Raw genomic sequence first — 20,305 nt, 5'->3', positions numbered from 1 at the left:
TCCGGGTATTATTCCTTTTTGTTTATGGTATTATTTAGTTTGAATAACGGTTTGAATTGTACCATCTTCGTTGAAGTACAGCTTATCCACACAAACGGAGCGCAGATTACCCTGCCCTGAAATTGATTTGTTGTGATAGAAAGCATACCATTGTCCTTTGTATTCCACAACAGAGCCATGGCTGGTGTCACATCCTGTTGGTTCAAGGTATATCCCCTTGTATTCCCATGGGCCCAATGGATTTTTACTCATCGCATAACGAAGTTGATTATTTCCTCGATTGTTATCGGCATAAGTCAAATAATAAATACCTTTTCTTTTGAATATCCATGCTGCTTCGTGGAAATCTTCCAATCCTTCCATCGGTTGCAGTTTGCCATCCAATTCCATCATATTGTCTTTCAACTTGGCAGCTTCACATTTACTTCCACCACCATAATAAAAGTAAGCCTGACCATCATCGTCAATAAATACACAAGGATCAATCATTGCAAAACCACCAACGCCTTCAATAAACCCTTGATCTTTAAAATTCTTAGCAGGTTTTTTACTGGTAGCGACACCAACTTTCCAGGTATTGTTCCAATCAGTTCCGCTGGGATGCGGATAGTAGAAATAGTAAACACCATCTTTATACGCACAGTCAGGGGCCCACATGAATCCTCCTTCCGGACGTCCCCATTCCACCTGCTCTGAACTTAAAATTTCACCATGGTCTTTCCAATTAACCATATCATCGGTTGAAAAAACATGGTATTTGTCCATCAAATCACATCCTCGAGGTGGATCAACATCATGTGATGCATATACAAACAAACGACCATCTTTCCACACATGCGCTGATGGATCAGCCGTGTACATGTGAGTAATAAAAGGATTCTCTTGCGCAAAAACGCCAATAGAAAAGATCATAAACAATGCTTGAATGCATACAGCTAACAGTCGGGAAATTTTATTCATCGGTTATTTAGTTTTATTAATTTCTGAAATAAAATACCAACTAAACCTGAAGCCTTATCCAACAGAGAAGCTTTTAAGTCTGGCTGGTGAGATTTACTATTTAGTTTGTTTTACCATTTTGATTGTTCCGTCCGGATTATAGTATAGTTTATCTACACAAATTGATCGCAACCAATCGTGATTTGAAAGAGAACTGTTGTGATAAAATGCATACCATTGTCCCTTGTATTCTACAATTGAGCCATGGTTGGTGTAACTATCTGTTGGTTCCATATAAATACCCTGAGGTTTCCATGGTCCCAGCGGACTATCACTGGTAGCATATCTCATTCGATTATCACCTTTTACACCTTCTTTGTCGTTACCTTCATCATGGTTATCTGAATACGACAAATAATAAACACCATCACGTTTATGCACCCAGCTTGCCTCATGAAAATCAACCAAGCCTTCCATCGGTTTCATCTCACCATCAACTTCCATCATGTTATCTTTCAATTTGCCACCTTCGCATTTACCGCCACCACCATAATATAGGTAAGCCTGACCATCATCGTCAATAAATACACAAGGATCAATCATTGATTTCAGCCCTTTGATGTATCCCATAACTTTAAATTTCTTAGCAGGGTGCTTACTAACCGCAACGCCTATTTTCCAGGAATCATTCCATTTAGAATCACTTGGATGAGGAAAATAGAAATAATACTTTCCATTCTTATATGCACAGTCAGGTGCCCACATAAATCCACCTTCTGGTCGTCCCCACTCCACATCATCGGAGCTTAAAAATTCACCATGATCTTTCCAGTTTACCATATCATCTGTAGAAAAAACATGGTATTTATCCATTAAATCACAACCACGAGGTGGATCAACATCATGAGATGCGTATACATATAAGCGACCATCTTTCCATACATGAGCAGAAGGATCGGCAGTATACATATGAGTGATAAATGGATTTTTCTGAGCGTATGAAGACAAGGCACTACATACTGAAATCAGTATAATAAAAATCACTGATTGTGTTTTTGAAATTTGATTAGTCATTTTAATAATTTTACAATTGAATAATTAATACTGAAAGACCACATTAATCAATCAACTTGATCAGTCAAAGTAAAGAGTAGCCGCTTAACAAGAGAATTAATTTTGACTAAATGCGGTCAAAATTTTGCACAAAATTTCAGGTCTATGGAATAATTAGCTTTTTAGAATAATTGGTTGTACCCAGTTTGGCTCGCAAAAAGTAAGTTCCGGTTTTTAATCCCTGAACATCGATTGATGCAGTTTCATTCCTGTCAATATTCATTTTTGAGAAACTGCGAACTTTCAATCCTGTTAGAGAATAGATATCTATCCATAATTTTCCCGAATCAGACGCTGGAAAATGAATCTGCACTACTTTCGTTGCTGGATTCGGATAAATACGAAAGTCCACTTTTGGATTGCTAAGTTCGTTGGACGAAACCGCACCTGTTTTTATAAAAGTCATTTTATCGGCATTGAATCCGCCGGTCTCTTCAAAAAACTGAATAATGTGCTTGCCTTCTTCTATTACAAATGAACCCGACGAAAAGGTTTGGTAAGTTTGCCAACCACCCGTAGCTGGAATAGAAATCGCCCCGGTAACATCTTCCCCATCTACTTTTAGGTGCACACTGCAATTGCCATCCGGTGATGCGGCAGCAAGCTGCATTTGATAGTTGGCTGTTTCTGCTACATTCACCGTATATTCCATCCACTCGCCTCCATTAGTAAAACCAATATTGTAATTTCCAGAGCTATTCTCTTCCACATCCACACCTTCAGATTCGCGATAAGAATTGCCAGCATTCTGCTCATCTTTATCACTATAAGCAATCCCCTGACCACCTACATCGAAATCTTCCAACTGAATTATTCCCGGAATGGAGTGAGCTTGATCTAAATATGCTGTACCATGCTCTCGGGTTTGTTCTACCATCTGAATTGTGCCGTCCTCGTTATAATACAACGAATCCACACAAATTGAACGCAGCCAATCATCCCCGGAAAGCAAACTATTGTGATAAAAAGCGTACCATTGTCCTTTGTATTCAACAATTGACCCGTGATCTGTCGAACTTCCGGTTGGTTCTATATATACTCCCAGAGATGTCCATGGGCCCAAAGGATGATCACTGGTTGCATAACGCATTTGGTTTCCACCACTTGAATTGTTATCCGCATATGACAGATAATAAACGCCGTCACGCTTATGCACCCAGGTTGCTTCATGAAAATCAACCAGTCCCTGCATTTCCTGCATTTGTCCGTCAATTTCCATCATATTCTCTTTGAGCTTCCCCCCTTCACAATGATTTCCACCACCATAATAGAAGTAGGCCTGCCCGTCATCATCCACAAACACACACGGATCAATCATCGATTTCAGTCCTTCAATATATCCCTGAACTGCGAAATTTGCAGCCGGCTCGCTACTGGTTGCAACACCAATCTTCCATGTACTATTCCATTCATCCCCGCTAGGATGCGGAAAATAGAAATAATAAGTTCCGTCTTTAAAAGCACAATCCGGTGCCCACATAAATCCACCTTCAGATCTTCCCCAATCCACATCCTCAGCCCTTAGGATTTCTCCATGATCAGTCCAGTTTTCCATATCGTCAGTTGAAAAAACATGATACTGATCCATTAAATCACAACCACGTGGTGGAGCAATATCATGAGATGGATACACATACAAACGGCCATCAGCCCAAACATGAGCCGATGGATCCGCTGTGTAAATGTTTCGCACAAATGGATTTTGTGCTTGAGAATAAATAACTAAAACTAAACATATCAAGGTCGTTCCCAATTTAATGGTTAACAGCCCTGAAAAACTAACCATATGATGTAATTTATTATGCAATTTCATTTTTAGTATCTCCTTTAAATCCTGCTACCTTACGACCAATCGCTTCGTTTGATTTCCATTTTCAGAAACTAAACTGACGAAATATACTCCAGGAGAAACTCCATCCATATTAAAGCCAATTTGATTAAAACCAGCATTTGCATTCACAGATTCGGACTTTATGCAAACACCATTCATATTCATCAAATTGAGCGAGATATTTTCTGTTGTTTCAAGATTGAAACTGAGATTTACATTAAACTCAGCAGGATTTGGATACAAGTTCAAACCAAAATCTGCTTCAGCCAACATACCTGCGGAAGTAGTTCCGTCCTCACTCACATAAGCTTGTAATGACGATTTTTTAATTCCATCCATTGTAATTGCAGTAATTTTTGCAGTCCCGGTCGAAACTCCTGTTACCAAACCAATCTCATCCACAGTAGCCACAGAATTATTACTGGATTTCCAGAAGATTGTTTTATTATCAGCATCTGCTGGCAGAATAGTCGGATTAATCTGATAAGTGCTGTCAAAAGCCAAGCTAATTTTATCCGTCTCCAAAGAGATGCCATCCAAGCTAATAGCAGATTCATCTCCAAAAGCGTTCACCTCATGCATGGACCACCAGTTACCTTTAGCTCCGGTTTGAACCACCCGCACATATTGAACCGTAGTTGTAGGAAAGCTAATGATTGTCATTACATCTGCACCAGATCCGGAAACAGCTGGCCCATACCAATCAGTTCCATTATCAGAAACTAAAAAGTCAAATTTCTGAGGTGAATCCGAAGGACTCGCAACCACATCCAGCAAGATTTGCTCAATTTTTTCAGGCTTTCCGAAATTAATAGTAAACCATTGCCCTGGTTGCTGTGATCCGTTGGTATCCCATCGACTGGAAGCAAAACCATCAACTGCATTATGAACAGCACTATTATTTGTTGACGCAGAAACCGTCCATGAATTCCGGCTAATTGCTGAAGCCGTTGAAACAACTGGTGCATTGCTCAAATTATTCTCCCATAATGCACAATTCCCTTTTGTTATTCCAGATGGATCAACGATCGAAGAATGAATAGACAAATGAGATTCTGTACCATAAGTAAGCAAATTATTAACTGGCCATACTGCTGAACTTTCAATATTCAGCGTTCCATTTGTAATCGTTGCCAGACGTTGTTGTCCCGGTTGGTTAAAATTAGCCTGCTGAAAATTCAAGGTTCCCCCTTCTTGCAGAATTCCCTGGGTTGGATTTCCCCATAAATCAAGATTGAAAAAATTAATTTCAGAACTAAATCCAGCTGTTGCATGAATATACTTGGTATTTTGATCACCAATAGAAACAATCTGTGAATTGATAAAATCAAATCCTCCATTGCCAACACCATCCACAATTAAGGCATTTCTTGAACCATCTATTCCATAACCAATGCTCATTCCTGAAGGACCAATACCATCTTCCGATGTTAACTCCAACCCATTATGTGATCCATAATGAAAGTCGTTGTATAAAAGCTGGTTTTGGCAATCACCTAAAATCATAAAATTGAAATGATCAAAGCCATAATCATAAGCCGCTGAATTTCCTGCATCTGGAGAGTTCGGCCAACCTCCATATTTCGACTCACTTCCACAAGCATAAGCAATCACGTTAAATTGAGTATTATAAATCTTACCATTCATGGTACCACCACCTACACGAATGCCAATATTGAAAGCATGCCCGGCAAGAAAATCGATATAATGATTATGACATGGATGTGTGAACAGATCAACTCCTTTATCAACACCACGCATCCCAATGTTAATCATATAAGTATCACTCCCGGTGGCCTGCACACAATACGGATACGTTGCAATATTTGGCAAATCGGTCGATACCTGTTCAGGATAGTTAAATACAATGCCCCGAACTCCACTATTTTCAGATAGCTTCATAAAAGGTTCTGCATCAGGGTTGTTTCTTCCATCATAAATTTCCAAAACACTTCCCGGGCCTGTTGGAGTCGTGCTAACATCCACCGCACCTTTCAATTCCACACCTGACGGGATTACTAAATTTCCAAGTACTTTATATTTTCCGGGAGGAAGAAAAACAATTCCTCCACCATCGGTTGCTGCCTGATCCAGTGCCAACTGGATTGCATCCGTGTCATCGGTATAACCATTTCCAGTTGCATTAAAAGGTGAGTCTGTTGCCAAATACAATTCCAGACGAAGGGGTTTATGTGTTTCTGGCTTCAGCTTAACGACTTCCGGCATCTGATTCATAGTAACCGGCGTATGATCAATAATATTTTCAAAAATTGAACCTTCTTCAATCTGTACCTCCTGTGCAAAGCGATTACCGGTAATAATGGCTTTTGCATTTTTCTTTATACTGATTTGGGGTGCCAGGTTATTAAAATCACAGTCAGTTACTGTAAATGTGCCACCTCTAACATCAACCGAGCCATTATTAATCTCAGATTGCAAAAACATTAAACGAGTGCTGGCCGCTTCATCTACAGCAATTGCATTTTTAGTAGCGTCCAACTCGCAAGTGTGAAATTGAGCCACGCCCGAAGCATCTTTTGCTATGCCTATTCCAGTTTCACAGTCCATTGTTTTAATTCCAGTAAACATCAAACCAACAGAGTTGGCGCCGCTAATTGCCACACCTGTCTTACAGTTGGTAAATGTCATGGAATAATTGTGCCCGTTGGGCTGGGCTCCCGGACTGGTAATTGACTCCACAGCATGAAAGCCTTTGTTATAACCACCAATATTGACAAAGCAAGTATATGACCAATCGTTGCGTCTCATCACGATGCCAGTGCCATTCTCATAAATCCAGTTTTCATGATCACCTCCTTTTGAAGGAGCATTCTCCAGTCCTGAACCGGACCAATAATCGGGAGAAAAATCAATCCATTCAATACGACCGACATCTACAATGTTGTCAATTTCAACTCCCCTAAACAAAGGCGTTCCGTAAACTCCATTTATTGTGGGACAGGTTCCTCCATTTTTACGAGAAAAAACGATGCCGGCATACGAATTTACCAGCGTTATATTTTTTGCATTACAAAATTCATTGCCAAAATAATTGGGTTTTCCAAAAACCACAGAGGGTGGATATGGAGTAATATTACCAGGGGTTTGTTCTGGATACCAAATAGCCAAATCCATGACAGCGGCAGAGGTTTCCATAGTAATGAAGGGCGTTCCGTCCTCTTGGCCCCTGCCTGCATAGGCCATCAAAATTGTACCAACAATTGGCTCACCCTTTACAGGTTTCTTCCACTCACCACGCAAGGTAATACCTTTAGGAAGCAACAAGTTTCCTTTTACAACATATTTTCCTTCGGGGACAAACAAAACGCCTCCCCCTATTTCACTCAGCTGGTTTAACAGATTCTGAAAATCCTGAGTCACATCTGTCACTCCATCGCCTGTAATTCCAAAATCGGCAACTGAATACGCGATTACAACATCATCAATTGTTGGATATTTAGGTTCTATTAATTGCCAATTTTGGGCAACTAAAGAACTATGAAGCAGCATTCCAAATATGAATGCTGTAAAAATTTTAAAGTGTTTTATATTTTTCGTCAATTCAGGTAGTATTGTTTTCATAGTAATTATAATCAGGAAAGTATTTCTGAACTCATTGCCAAACATAGTGGTTAAAGGTTTCTACAAAACCTTAAGAAAAAGTCATCGAAGAAAAAAGATAAAGCATGAACCCAACGGTTGTGTATTCATGCTTTATTCGATTTGAACTTAATCACTAAAACGATCTTAAATAGAATAAGGCCACCGGATAATTTTTCCAGTAGCCTCATTCTTATGTTCTAATCAAGCTTTTCGAGTTTAAGCCATGAAGGTCTCACATTTTGCTCTGTACCAGTAAAGCTGGCTACAAAACCAACAGAAACTTTGGCAGGAGCGTCTAAAGAGAATTCAATACTTCTTGATCCGTCGTTTCCAAGATCCTGGAACGATGCAGAAGCCAATGCAGAATCAATATTCTCAATGTCAGGAACTGTTTCCCCAACTGCAGCAACAATGTATCTTGGATCGTCACCATTATTGCTAATGATCGGATTCTCACCGGCCATACTCAAAGTAAACCTGAAATCACCAGCAGGGAGATCAATTGTTTGATACAATTTACCGTTTACAATAGCAGTTTCTCCTTCACCCCAACGTTCAAAACCAAGGCTTTGCTTGTCATTGTCCGGACCTTCCCAGCCACCATCATATCCACCTCTTCCATCACGGGTACGCATCGCTTCATTGGTAATCCATCCACCAGACAGGTTGCCCCAACGATTGCCATCCCATTCAGAACGAGCAAATGGCCATTGCGCATTGGAAAGATAGTTATCAGGAACTTCATTAGGATCATTCACCGCATCAGCAGGAACTTCAACCTTAATAATCTCTGAATAATTATATTTTCTGTTTGCGTCATTTACGTTAGCCCCCAAACGCACATAGTAGGTATACCCAGCTTTCACAGGCATAGGTCCAATGCGGTAAATATCACTCGACTCAACATCTCCAACTTCTTCGATCCATGATCTGTTGATCTGTTTCCGTTGGTTGTTATACTCACCAATATTAATGTAGTTTGTTGCTCCACAGAAAGTAGTAAGACTTAAAAAAGGTTTGATCTCAACAAGATTTGGAAGTCCTTCACGAATAGGCGCTTTTAAGCGACATTTCAATGTCAGTTTCAAACCATTCAATGATGTCTCGAAATCAGTTAATTGAAGATATGGAGTAACAGTAAAATCCTGTTGTGCACTTCCATCAAATACCACACCCTTAACTGTATCAACTGGCCAGAAAGGACCACCATATGGAAGCATGTCGTATGTTCCTGCAAACAACTTACTGTTATTGTATGAACCATCCTGTTTGACAGTCAGAGACTGATGATTTGGAACAGATTCCGTCCAGGTTCTTTCCCATACACGAATCCCCCAGTCGCCCTGTGATGAAAGTAAATTTTCGCCTGTATATGAGTCAATCACACGTCCGCTGACTTGTGCATCGGGCTCGTCCCAGTTGTCGATCTTCATACATGAAGTAACCGACACCAGTATTACTCCTAGAATTATATATAATATTTTCTTCATGATATTAGTATCAATGGTTAATAATTAATAAAGTGGATTCTGTGGTAAGAGATTTTCATTCTTGCCAATTTCTCCCCATGGAATCGGTTCGTAATAACACGACTTGGAAGCTGTCCAACTCCTGTTCCATCGGTTGGTTTCATCCAGGTAAATGTATTTTCCTTCATCTGCAACAAAGTAACAGCTAAGGACCCTGTGACGGAACTCATTCAACACCTGGTCTGCAGTTCTCCAACGACGAAGATCCCACCACCAATGATTCTCTCCATAAAGTTCACGTTCGCGTTCATCGCGAATGAATTGCAATGATGCTTCAATTTGATAACTGTAGTTTGCAGTATTTACCGTACCTATGTTTGAAGTAGTCACATCAATTGCAGGACGAACCACTTTTGCACCTGCACGTTCACGAATCATTTCAACATAGTTGAAAGCCTGGTCTCTGTTACCCAATTCGTAAAGCGCTTCTGCTGTGTTCAAATAGATTTCACCTAAACGGAATACTACCCAATGCTGACCACTTCTGTATTCGCGAACATCACTTGTAGCCATATCCGGATTTACATATTTCCGAACGAAAGCTGCTCCCCAGCAATTGTTTTCACCACCCTGATCATCGAAATGTCCATGAGCACCGGTAATATTATAGGTAACACCATCAATTTCTGTAGTCCAGCCTCTACCGCCTAAAATGCGATTATCCGCACTGTTCACAGGAGCCGCATTACTACCCATTTCTGCATCTGTTGCAGGCCCGTCAAAACTTCTGTAAATACCTTTTTGTATGCTGAATGTTTTGCCACGCAACTCATCACCGTCGAAATACATAGTACCTTTCATTCGAGGTTCCATATCATTTTTAATATCGCTGCGATTATCAAAACGTACCGGAGTTCCATCAGGATTCGTGATGGCTGGCATGTCATACAATTCCATGAAATCCAGCGGAGGATAGCTTTCAGCACCTACAAACGAAGACATATCTGGCTGTGGGCACATCAATGCATCGTAACTATGGCGTAAACGTGTATTATGAGGAACTGTCTGATCGTAATCTTTAATAAAAATGCTCTCAGAAGAATTAGGATCTAAAAAGAGTTTTGCAAAATTAGCGGCCTTATCCGGATAACCTGAAGTATACAAAGAATAAGGTCCTTGTTCAACAATGGTTCCTGCATCAACACAATACTGGAAAAATTCATTTGCCTGCGAAGGATCCATTCCGGCCAAACCAGCTTGCGTTGCAGCTTCTGTTTCAAATCCCAGAGATTGAGAATATTTTGCAATTGAACCAGCATAAAGCATAGCACGAGACATTAACGCCGCAGCAACATACTTGTTTGCACGGCCTGATTCACTTGTTCCGGTCATATTTTCAATGGCAAAATCCAGATCTTCATAGATAAATTTCCATGTCTCATATTCTGTATTACGAGGCACCTCAAGCTCTTCAACTTCAGCAAGTGGATCTTGAACGTCTTTAATAATAGGAACACCACCATAACGTTTAGCAAGTCCGAAATAAAAGAAGGCACGCAAGAAATAAGCTTCTCCCAGTAATTTATTATATACTTCTTCTGTATACTTTTCCTGATAATTAGGAAAATTTTGAATAAATGTATTTACATCACGGACGCGATCGTAGGGCCAGTAACCAAAACCATCGTTATCAACTCCTACCCATGAGTTAAAGAATTCCCCACTCATATTTCCCTGGCTGTTTTTACCTTGTTCCCAATAATTATCAGGTCGGTAAGCATTTCCAGAATTGGTTCCATAATAAAGAAAATCTTCTATTGGAAGGTAGTTGTAAAGTCCTGAAAAATATTTCTTTACACCAAACTCATTACCAAAAAGCTCAGGTTCTCCTAATATTCCTTTGGGCTCCAGACTCAACTCCTGGCATGAGAAAAGCATTGTTCCCAAAAGTGCTATGTATAATAAAAATTTCTTTTTCATAATTGTAATTTTTTAGAATTTAACGCTTGCACCAATTGTAAAGGTCCTGTTTACAGGATAATTGTAGAAGTCTATATAATTGGTTGAAGCACCACCAGATGCACCTGGACGTTCAGGATCAACATTTTCAAGTCCGGTAAACGTTAATAAGTTGTATCCACTCATGTATACCCTTAAATTCTTTACTCCAACTTTTGATACCAATTTCTTTGGTAATGTGTAACCAAGTTCAGCAGTTTTCAAACGCATGTACGATGCGTTCTGAACACCATTAGTACCTGTACGACGGCCGTCATGACCAGTAACAGGATAATGTCCAGGAATCCATTCTGTATTGGGATGGAAATAGTCTGCATTTGGATCTGCAGTACGCCATCTGTCAAGAAACCATGTTAGTGTATTTTGTCCTCCAAACGGTAAAGCCTCAGTAAGTACCTCAGCATATTGCACATACACACCATAAGCGCCTTGGAAATCCATTGTCAAATCAAATCCCTTATAAGAGGCACCAATCGAAAGACCATAGTTAAATACAGGTAAACCGTAAGAAGCAATAGGGTGATCGTCATTACCATTAATTACGCCATCTTCGTTCCAGTCAACCAACCACCAGTCTCCTGGTAATGAACCTTGTCCCATAGGAAGTTCAAATGTACGTATCTGATCCAATGTTGTAAACATACCACCGGATTCCTGTCCCCACCAGATATTGGAATAACGTCCGCTGGTACGATTTCTCCATTTGTCGTATGAATTGCTGGCTGGTGTTTCAAGCCATTCTGTGCGCTGATGTTTGGTAGCAGAAAGTTGTCCATTCACAAAATAGGAAACATCTCTGTAGCTGTTTCTGTAAATCATGGACATTTCATATCCCAGGTTACGGTCACTATTCAGGTTTTCCTGAGGTAAGCTGGCACCAACGGTTCCAGGGATAACTGCAGCACTTGTTGCCAACAATCCTGAACGATCGCGTCTGTATACGTCAAATGTACCACTTAGTTTATTGTCAAATAATCCAAAATCAACAGCCAAGTTATATGACTTAATCTTATACCAGGTTAGATCGAGGTTAGGAATACTTGAAGCAGATACACCACCATTTAAAGTACCATCAAAGAACCATCCTAACTCATTACCATTCAAATTATAACCAGTAGAAGGAGGATAGTTACCCGCAGAACTATCGTCACCCATTTCTCCGTATGATCCTCTTAGTTTTAAATTGGTAAGAAAGGCGAAGTTGTCCTTCATAAAATTCTCTTCGCTCATACGCCATCCAGCTGAAATTGCAGGAAAGAAACCAAAACGGCTTCCATCAGGAAAGCGTGAAGATCCATCGTAACGGAATTTAAAAGCAAATATATATTTACCACTGAAATCATAGTCTAATTGACCAACCAATGATTGGCTGGCACGGTCACCTACACCACCTCCAATAGCTCTTTGGTTTTTATCTTCACCTGCGAACAAGTACTCAGAATCAATCATCAACTCACGGTAGGCGCTGAAACTGTCCCAATTACTATATGTTTCTTCGTAAACAAGAAAACTATTGAAATTATGATCACCAAATGAATTCTCATAGAACATCCCCAACTGCATGTTGGTGTCGAAGTTGAAATTGATTCCTTTGGTGATATCTGAAGGAGTATTTCGTTGAATTGGTGAATAAGTATCCGTATCCTGATTATAACGATACAGGGTATATGAACGTTTATAGTTGTTGTAGTCTGGCATTCTTAATGCGTAGTCATATGATCCTTTCGCTTTCAGTCCTTCAATGCCGGGCACTTCATACTCCAGAGTCAAAGTACCATTAAATCTTCTATTTCGGTTTAAGTTGTAACCTACATAATCGGCATCGGTTTGTATAATCATATTGGCACCTTCATTTAGATATTGTGTATCACCATTAGGGTATTCCGGATTATCGTTTGCATAGAAAGCTGCATCAGGACGAACCAACCAAGAAAGTTTGTAAGTTGTCCAGCCTGTATTATTTGGCTGAGTGGTTTCAGTCATAATACCACCTAAAGAAACTCTGGCACTTAATCTTTTAGTAATTTGAGCATCCACATTGGTACGAAGGTTCCAGCGTTCTGATTCATAATCGCCACTTTTGTATGAACCTTCTTGTTTTGAATATCCCAAAGTAAAGTAGTAGCGCAATTTCTCACTACCACCATTCACACTCAAATTGTGCTCAAACTGGGGAGTTGTTTTATTGAACACTTCGTCCATCCAGTTGTACGACTTTTTCGTTCCATCAAGGTATGGTTGAAAATGCTCATCAGTAAACATTGCATTTGTGCGTACTAAATAGTTTTTCCCAAAGTCCTGCCAGTTTTGCTCATTCCTCAAAGTCATATAATCGATTGCACCAACGCCTTCTGGCACATACAGGAATTGCTGCATTGAACTGCTGGTATTAAAAGTGATATCCACTTTACCATCCTGAGCTACACCACTTTTTGTTGTAACAAGAATAACACCGTTCGCAGCACGCAAACCATAGATAGCAGCCGTACCATCTTTCAACACCGACACACTCTCAATTTCTTCAGCACTCATCCGTGAGAAATATTCCTGATCACGTGGAATACCATCAACCACAAATAATGGGTCACCCATACCACGGATATCAATTTTTGTATCATAAGCACCAGGTGCAGAACTCTTTTGTACTACACGAACCCCTGGCAACTTACCAGTCAACATGTTTACTACGTTTTCGTTTTTAGTAACGATAAGATCTTCATTTTTGATTGTTGACACAGCACCTGTGAGGGTTACTTTTTTCTGCGTACCATAACCAACAGCAACAACTTCTTCCAGTCCAAAAGACTCTTCAGCCATGGTAACATTTATCGTAGATTGGCTCCCAACCACCGTTTCCAGGGTTTTCATACCCATAAATGAAAACACCAAAGTAGTACCTTCCTTAACAGAGCTTAATTCATAAACTCCATCCGTGTTCGTTATCGAACCGTTGGTGGTACCTTTCACAATAACCGTTACACCGGGAAGTGGAACACCGCTATCGTCCGTTACAGTACCGGTAACTTTTTTTGACTGTTGACTTCCCACCGAACTATCATCTCCAAACAGAAGTATTTGTCGATCAACTATTTTATACGTGATATTCGTATCCTGAAATAACCTTTTCAAGACTGTATCAATTGACTTCTTAGAGATATCAATGTTTATAATGTCAGTGACATCAACTTTTGAATCGCTATACAGAAAGCGATATTCGGTTTGATCTTCAATTTGGCTAAGTACATCTTTAATGGTAACATCCTTCATTGTCAAGCTCAAATTGGTATTCTGTGCATACGAATTGGCCGAAACATGAACTACAAGCACCAGCATAATAAAGGTAAAAACTTTCATCCTCTTAATTATTTTGCCATAAAGGCATTGCCTTTCCCCTCTCCAAGGAAAGATTTCAAAATTTTTCATAGTTTTGTCTTAGGTTTTAATACTAGTTACCAATCTCTTAATTGGTAATTCAAAATCTACAGGGGTATGTTCCCGCATATCCCTGTTTTTTTTACAAATCATTATATCATAGGCATAAATAAATTTATTGGTAGGTCAGAAATACATTTTCTCCATCAATTTCATATTCAAATGGTGTAATGAATTTCATTAACTCCAGCATTTCACGTAAACTTTCTGTTTTAATTGATAATGTATATTTCAAATCTTTAAAGCGATTAAAATCTTCTACCTGAATTTTTACTCCATACCAGCGTTCCAAGCGAACTATCAAATCTTCAAGTCGCTCATTACTTAATCTCAATACATTGTCTTTCCAGCAGGAATACAGGTCTGTATCGACTTTCGTTATACTGTATTTGTTATTCTCGTTCAACAAAAACCGCTGACCAGGTACAATCTTCACTTCTTCCTTTTGATTATTGAAAAGAATGGAAACTGAACCCTCCTCCAATATTGTTTCACTGGTTTTATCCGAATCATAGGAATTGACATTGAACCGGGTTCCATAAACCTTTACCGTATAGTTTTTCGTTTCGACCAGAAATGGCTTTTTATCATCCTTACTAACATCGAAATATGCTTCACCAGACAAATGCACCTTTCGAACTGACGAATGATTGTCGATGATGTAATCCAACTTCGATCCCGAATTCAACCATACAAAAGTTCCATCAGCCAAAATAACTTTACTCTTCTCACCATTTGAAACCATATATTGCACCAACTTAGGCTTCGAAGCAATTTGCTCATCAACCGAAAGATAAATAACGCCTCCAATAATGAAAGGAATAATCAGAATAGCAGCCACCCGGCTCCACCAATTGATAGCAACATTTAAATAATTTACTTTGGAAGTTTTACTGCTGAGGTAATCTTTCAAAAAGACCAAGGAGTCAGTGTATTTTTCTTTGGGTACTTTTGCTTCTTCAAAATAAACCGTTTCAACAATTTCCCGAGCAATCCGAATGGTCTCTTTCAATTGTGGATTTGCTTGTATAAAATCATTCCAAAACCGATTGGATGATTGATCAGGCGCGGTAATCCACTTTCTGAATCCATCATCTTCGACGAAATCATTTACCTGAAATTCAATATATTTAGATTCTTGCAACATTATACAGTGATCGAAATTTTTAATTCTTTCTACTTAGTAATGGAGTATTGTCCATTTTTATACTACCTAACAAAACATGTTAAAAAACACATTTATAAAATAAGCTAGTACAAGAGTTTAGCTGAATTAAATTGAAAGGTTTAATGCGAACAATATCAATCCCTTATTAATCTTATCATCTTCAATATCTTCCCTAATAGAATTAATTGCACGGTTCATCAAATTGCGTACAGTTTGAATTTTTACTTCAAATAAGTCTGCAATTTCCTGATAAGGCATATTATTATAAAATCGTAAATAAATAATTTCCTGTTGCTTTTGAGAAAGTTTATTAATTGAGCTCAGAATACTTTTACGCTGAGCCTCTTCAATCTCTTTTTGAATCAATTGATTTTCAACAGATTCAAATAAACTAAAATCAGTATTGACAATATTTTTTGTGGAATTTTCTGCTAATAACTTTGCGCTTTGAAGATGCTTAATAAGTTTATTACGCATTGCCCGAAGAAGGTAAAATCGAATATTATTGGTGGGTGATAGTTTAGTGCCGGAGTTAATCAGTTCAACAAATAATTCCTGAATGATATCTTTGATTTCATGTTCATCAGGGGTAAATTTCATTCCATAATGAAAAAGAGACGAATAGTTCTCTTCATAAATAATTTCAAGTGCTTCTTTGCTGCCTTCCCTAAAATTATCCCAAATAACCCTATTTTTCAATGCTTCCGACACTTAGCTTCCTCAATTTAGGTTTATGAAATAAAAATCAAATATATAATTTTATCTAATTAGGTATCTATCAACCTGATTTACTCTCTAGAATATCATTAAATGAAATATTGAACTCGGTATCCAAAAGTCTTCTATATTCTTTGCAATAAGAATCATATACATGGCGAGCCATGCTTCCTTTCCCAATTTTATGAAGAGTCTTACATTTTACGATTAATGCATCTTCATTGATTGGATCAAGAACAAAAATATTCTCAGCAATTAGTAAACGAATTTTACTGTTATCAGCCAGATGTCTACTATCCAGTAAATTAACTAAACAATCGATCACTTCATTGGCATATTGTGCTTTAAAATGATCAATCCAATCCTCCTGAATGCTCGGAAGTAATTCCCCGTATTCCAACAGTCCGGTTAATGAAATAATTTCCTCCGGATTCAATTCCTCTTTTTTGGCCTTCGAAATAATATTTAATACGACGAAATAATCGCAATAAACATCAACTTTCAATTTCCAATACGAATTTTCATTAATAATTTCTATCCCATGCACTTCATCTAAAGCAGCTCTTAGCTTACTAATATTTACATTGCGATTGTTTCGTGCACTTTTCTCGGTTTTATCCGACCACAGAGTTTCTTCCAATTTTAAAGAAGAAATTCCTTTCCTATTATGAATGGTATTAAAGAAAATTAGCAAGAATAATTGTTTTAGTGTTGGAGAAAATCCAGATGTAATCTCAGTACCTGAGTCATTGAAAATTTGAAATCCGCCAAGAAATAGAATTGATGATTCTTGTTTGCGAGGTACTTTTTTAAATAATTGATCGTGAAAAGTGTTGCTATCAATATTACTTTCAGAAGCATCAGCCAAACTCTTTTTTTTCTTTAAGAAGAAGAAGAGTACTCCCCCAAAAAGAGAAAAAATCGCGATTATTGCGTAAAGTAAATAATCACTCCATTTTGCCCTTGGAATATCCTGATAAACGTCTGCCAGATTTAAGGGAGGATAAGCGATTGAATACAACGAGGTATTGGATTTATGATTTGTTAAAGCAATTAATTGATTCCTGCTATTATTTATATAAAGGTTCAACCAGGAATCTGTATCTAAAAATTCAAATGGAATGGTATCCTGATAAATAGTTTGAGTCGATTCATAAATGCCAAACTTTGCCAGTTGAATGCTTGTCTTATATTTTGAATTATCAAAAATCAAGGTATAAAACGAACTTGAATCTTCACTTAGAATTAATGATTCCCCAGGAACGAGTGGAGATTCCAATGTTTCATATGTTTGTTGTTTTCTGAATTCCAGATCTTTTAAATTGAACACGTATAGATCATTGAAATAACCTGGAGATAATTCCTGTCTGCCGCTTTTGCTACCGTACCCTCCAAATACTAACAAGTTCTCATGATTTAGCAAACCGGTTGCAGCCAGATATCGAGGTTCTATTTGGTCTCTTCGATCGATACGTTCCCAGGTACTGTTTGATGAATGATAATTAAAAACGGTGCTGTTGTATTTATGAAATCCATAGCCTAACAAAGTGATTAATGAACTATCAATTGGTGAGATAAGATTATTATGATGTGCAAAGCCTGATGCAGAATTTTCATCAGGGTTTTCTGACCATTGTTTTGTTTCAAAATTAAAGCGACTAATTTTTTCGTTTTCAAACTTGTACGACCATATTTCATTGGTATATGGATTATAAACCAAGTGCTTTTCCGTGAGTTGCTGATATGGATTTCCAACTGAATACGCAATAGTGTCTATTTGAGATGAATTCAAATTATATTTAAAAATCCGTTGATCATCAACAAAAAATAGGTTGCTGTTTTTTTCATCAAATACCGCCCCATAATAAGCATTGATATTCAGGTCTGTTATTTTCTCCCACGAAATATGTTTATCGATTAACCATTTCGGGTTTTCCACCAATGCATATGCATTTTCAATTTCGTCTAAAACTTTATTATCCAGGTGTTTTTCCAATTTCCATTTCCTTATGACTTTAAAATCCTGGTCCTGAATTTCAATATTTTTTAAAGTCATTGGACAAACATCTGTGCTTTGAAACGGAATATACTTTGAAACACCAAACAATAAATCAAAATCAGCCCTAATTGAAGGATAGTTTATGGAAGATGATTTCATGATCCCGTCAATCTCTAATTCCACAATTTGCTTTTTGAGGTCGATAGAAATAGAAATGTGAGCCCATCTATCATATACTAAATTCGGCAGATCGCTCCATTTGTAGGAACACAATATTTCATTTTTGAAAACCAAGGTGAAATTATCCTTGGGAGCAGCAAAATTCGCAATTAAATCAAAGTTATCCTGTCTATTGGAAATTGCTCTGAAAATGTAACCATAATAGCCGTCACCTTTCCGAAGTTTAATATCGAACTCAATTTTAAATCGATCAGATACTTTTATTGCTTTTTGAGGTGTAAGATTTAATGCTGTTCGCTGGTCCTGCACTACTTCCGTTGAAGCAAAGTACAAGCCTGATAATAAGTCGGATTGTCCGTGTCCCTTAAATGCTGATAATAAAATTAAAATACTGATACAGAGAAGTGATCGCACAATTTCTTTTATTTAGAACATCCAAAGTTATCAAAATGCATTAAAATTCATTATTCGAAAATAAAGAATCAAAGTTCAATATTCTCAAAACTCTTATAATCGAATATTCCCCAAAATACAGATATCGCTTAATAGAATCTGTATCAACGTCCCCAGCCTACTGCATATTTGCAACTACTCTTTCATCCAAATTCTTTTAATTGTTTCTTCTTGTGAATAACCAATTGGACATGCTTCGCTTTTGGTGTTTGCACGATAGCTTCCTGCTGTTTCATTAGGGCATGAAATCATGCGACTTACCGGCATCTGCAAGTGTCCATTCGAATCTGTTTCCTTTAACCAATTAAAAGCATACTCCAGCCATTCGTTCCGATAGCTTTCTTCCTGTTGGGTAAACCATGATATTTCATCCCATCCCCAAACAAAATGAGAAGTGGTGTCTGCTACATTAGGCTCTTTACCTCGGCCATAATTGTCAAACTCAACCAAATACGGAAGGCTCTCACATGTCCACCCAGTTGGGGAAACACAAGCTTTACTTTTTAGATAAAGTGCATCCAGATAACTTACTTCCAGCTTACATTCATATGGTTTTTCTGGAGTTTCCTTAATCCGAAGTGGAAATGAATTGAAATCAATTAAGCTGACTCCATCTTTAATCATATCCCCTTTGGGAACATGTGCATCCAAGATTACCCAATTACGACGGGCATGCTTTTTTGCATAATTTCTGATCTTTGCCAAAACACCTGCCCATGCTTCTCTTTTCGGATCATTCATACCTATTAATTCAACCTGCCCTAAATGGAAAGCCTCGCAGCCAATATTCATATAAGCACCAGCCAGATAATAAAACCAAAGCTGCGATTCCAATCTGCTAATATCAGGCACACTGCTTCGTGAACGCCAGTGATCCACAAAAACACTATCTTCATTCAGCATTGCTTCGTACGAAAAATTCCTATCTTCAACAGGCATTCCAAAATCGGCAAAAACCCAATCCGGAATTTTCACATTGTTAACATCTTCCGTTATAATTTCAAACAAACATCCCTGAAAAATAATTTCCGGATCAAAAGCATGTAAGGTATCAATCAGAGATTTTGCCTTTTCCCAAAACTCGGGTTCATTCAGTCTACTTTCACCGCCCCAACGATAAATTGACCGTCCTATAAACTTCGCCCCAATATTCTTTATCAATCGAATATCATCTCCATGATATGGATAAGTTCTTCGTCCTTCCGGTTTTTCGGGAACCAGAAAAAATGCCATTGTTACGGACCGATCCAGATAATTACTCAAAACTTCACGAGAAATTCCACTTTCATCAAAAAAATGGGATTTTTGAACTTCCGGCTGCTGGCAACTCGATAAGAAAATCCCGCCTACAAGAAGTATAAAACAAGTTATCTTATTCATGT

Annotated in this window: 11 protein-coding genes; all 11 read right to left on the bottom strand. The window is 38.2% G+C overall.

The features are described from left to right. Positions 1–30: 30 nt before the first annotated feature. The 11 genes from ACUNWD_RS00330 to ACUNWD_RS00280 all read right to left on the bottom strand — a co-directional run bounded on the left by ACUNWD_RS00330 (position 31) and on the right by ACUNWD_RS00280 (position 20,303). On the bottom strand, positions 31–960 hold the full coding sequence (locus tag ACUNWD_RS00330) for a family 43 glycosylhydrolase (protein ID WP_445585763.1): 930 nt from the start codon (positions 958–960) through the stop codon (positions 31–33). Positions 961–1,056: 96 nt separating this feature from the next. Further along, a complete protein-coding gene (locus tag ACUNWD_RS00325) occupies positions 1,057–2,013 on the bottom strand; it encodes a family 43 glycosylhydrolase (protein ID WP_445585762.1) in 957 nt (318 codons plus the stop codon). A gap of 142 nt (positions 2,014–2,155) precedes the next feature. Then, positions 2,156–3,838, bottom strand: a complete 1,683-nt coding sequence (locus ACUNWD_RS00320) for a family 43 glycosylhydrolase (protein WP_445585761.1) — start codon at positions 3,836–3,838, stop codon at positions 2,156–2,158. Between the two features lie 51 nt (positions 3,839–3,889). Beyond that, a complete protein-coding gene (locus ACUNWD_RS00315) occupies positions 3,890–7,465 on the bottom strand; it encodes a glycosyl hydrolase family 28-related protein (protein ID WP_445585760.1) in 3,576 nt (1,191 codons plus the stop codon). 218 nt (positions 7,466–7,683) lie between these two features. Continuing rightward, entirely contained in the window at positions 7,684–8,976 is a 1,293-nt protein-coding gene (locus ACUNWD_RS00310; protein ID WP_445585759.1) for a DUF5013 domain-containing protein, read from the bottom strand. Between the two features lie 24 nt (positions 8,977–9,000). Then, positions 9,001–10,935 (bottom strand): RagB/SusD family nutrient uptake outer membrane protein, encoded by a 1,935-nt coding sequence (locus ACUNWD_RS00305; RefSeq protein ID WP_445585758.1) that lies wholly within the window; start codon positions 10,933–10,935, stop codon positions 9,001–9,003. 12 nt (positions 10,936–10,947) lie between these two features. Then, positions 10,948–14,328, bottom strand: coding sequence for a TonB-dependent receptor (locus tag ACUNWD_RS00300; RefSeq protein WP_445585757.1), 3,381 nt, complete (start codon positions 14,326–14,328; stop codon positions 10,948–10,950). A 193-nt stretch (positions 14,329–14,521) separates the two neighbouring features. Continuing rightward, entirely contained in the window at positions 14,522–15,553 is a 1,032-nt protein-coding gene (locus ACUNWD_RS00295; RefSeq protein WP_445585756.1) for a FecR family protein, read from the bottom strand. A 126-nt stretch (positions 15,554–15,679) separates the two neighbouring features. Continuing rightward, positions 15,680–16,285, bottom strand: coding sequence for an RNA polymerase sigma factor (locus ACUNWD_RS00290; RefSeq protein ID WP_445585755.1), 606 nt, complete (start codon positions 16,283–16,285; stop codon positions 15,680–15,682). A gap of 67 nt (positions 16,286–16,352) precedes the next feature. Next, positions 16,353–18,884: a kelch repeat-containing protein gene (locus ACUNWD_RS00285; RefSeq protein ID WP_445585754.1), complete on the bottom strand. Its 2,532-nt coding sequence runs from the start codon at positions 18,882–18,884 to the stop codon at positions 16,353–16,355. Between the two features lie 174 nt (positions 18,885–19,058). Next, the gene (locus tag ACUNWD_RS00280; protein WP_445585753.1) at positions 19,059–20,303 is read right to left on the bottom strand and encodes a hypothetical protein; all 1,245 of its coding nucleotides are present in this window, start codon (positions 20,301–20,303) and stop codon (positions 19,059–19,061) included. Positions 20,304–20,305 lie beyond the last annotated feature (2 nt).

Source organism: Sunxiuqinia sp. A32 (genome assembly GCF_052690465.1).
The sequence above is the reverse complement of the archived record's forward strand: the minus strand, read 5'-3'. Positions and strand labels throughout refer to the sequence as shown.

Excerpts from the sequence above, each read along its gene's own strand:
- ACUNWD_RS00330 (WP_445585763.1), bottom strand. The coding sequence starts at position 960 with ATGAATAAAATTTCCCGACTGTTAGCTGTATGCATTCAAGCATTGTTT.
- ACUNWD_RS00325 (WP_445585762.1), bottom strand. The coding sequence starts at position 2,013 with ATGACTAATCAAATTTCAAAAACACAATCAGTGATTTTTATTATACTG.
- ACUNWD_RS00320 (WP_445585761.1), bottom strand. The coding sequence starts at position 3,838 with ATGGTTAGTTTTTCAGGGCTGTTAACCATTAAATTGGGAACGACCTTG.
- ACUNWD_RS00315 (WP_445585760.1), bottom strand. The coding sequence starts at position 7,465 with ATGAAAACAATACTACCTGAATTGACGAAAAATATAAAACACTTTAAA.
- ACUNWD_RS00310 (WP_445585759.1), bottom strand. The coding sequence starts at position 8,976 with ATGAAGAAAATATTATATATAATTCTAGGAGTAATACTGGTGTCGGTT.
- ACUNWD_RS00305 (WP_445585758.1), bottom strand. The coding sequence starts at position 10,935 with ATGAAAAAGAAATTTTTATTATACATAGCACTTTTGGGAACAATGCTT.
- ACUNWD_RS00300 (WP_445585757.1), bottom strand. The coding sequence starts at position 14,328 with ATGAAAGTTTTTACCTTTATTATGCTGGTGCTTGTAGTTCATGTTTCG.
- ACUNWD_RS00295 (WP_445585756.1), bottom strand. The coding sequence starts at position 15,553 with ATGTTGCAAGAATCTAAATATATTGAATTTCAGGTAAATGATTTCGTC.
- ACUNWD_RS00280 (WP_445585753.1), bottom strand. The coding sequence starts at position 20,303 with ATGAATAAGATAACTTGTTTTATACTTCTTGTAGGCGGGATTTTCTTA.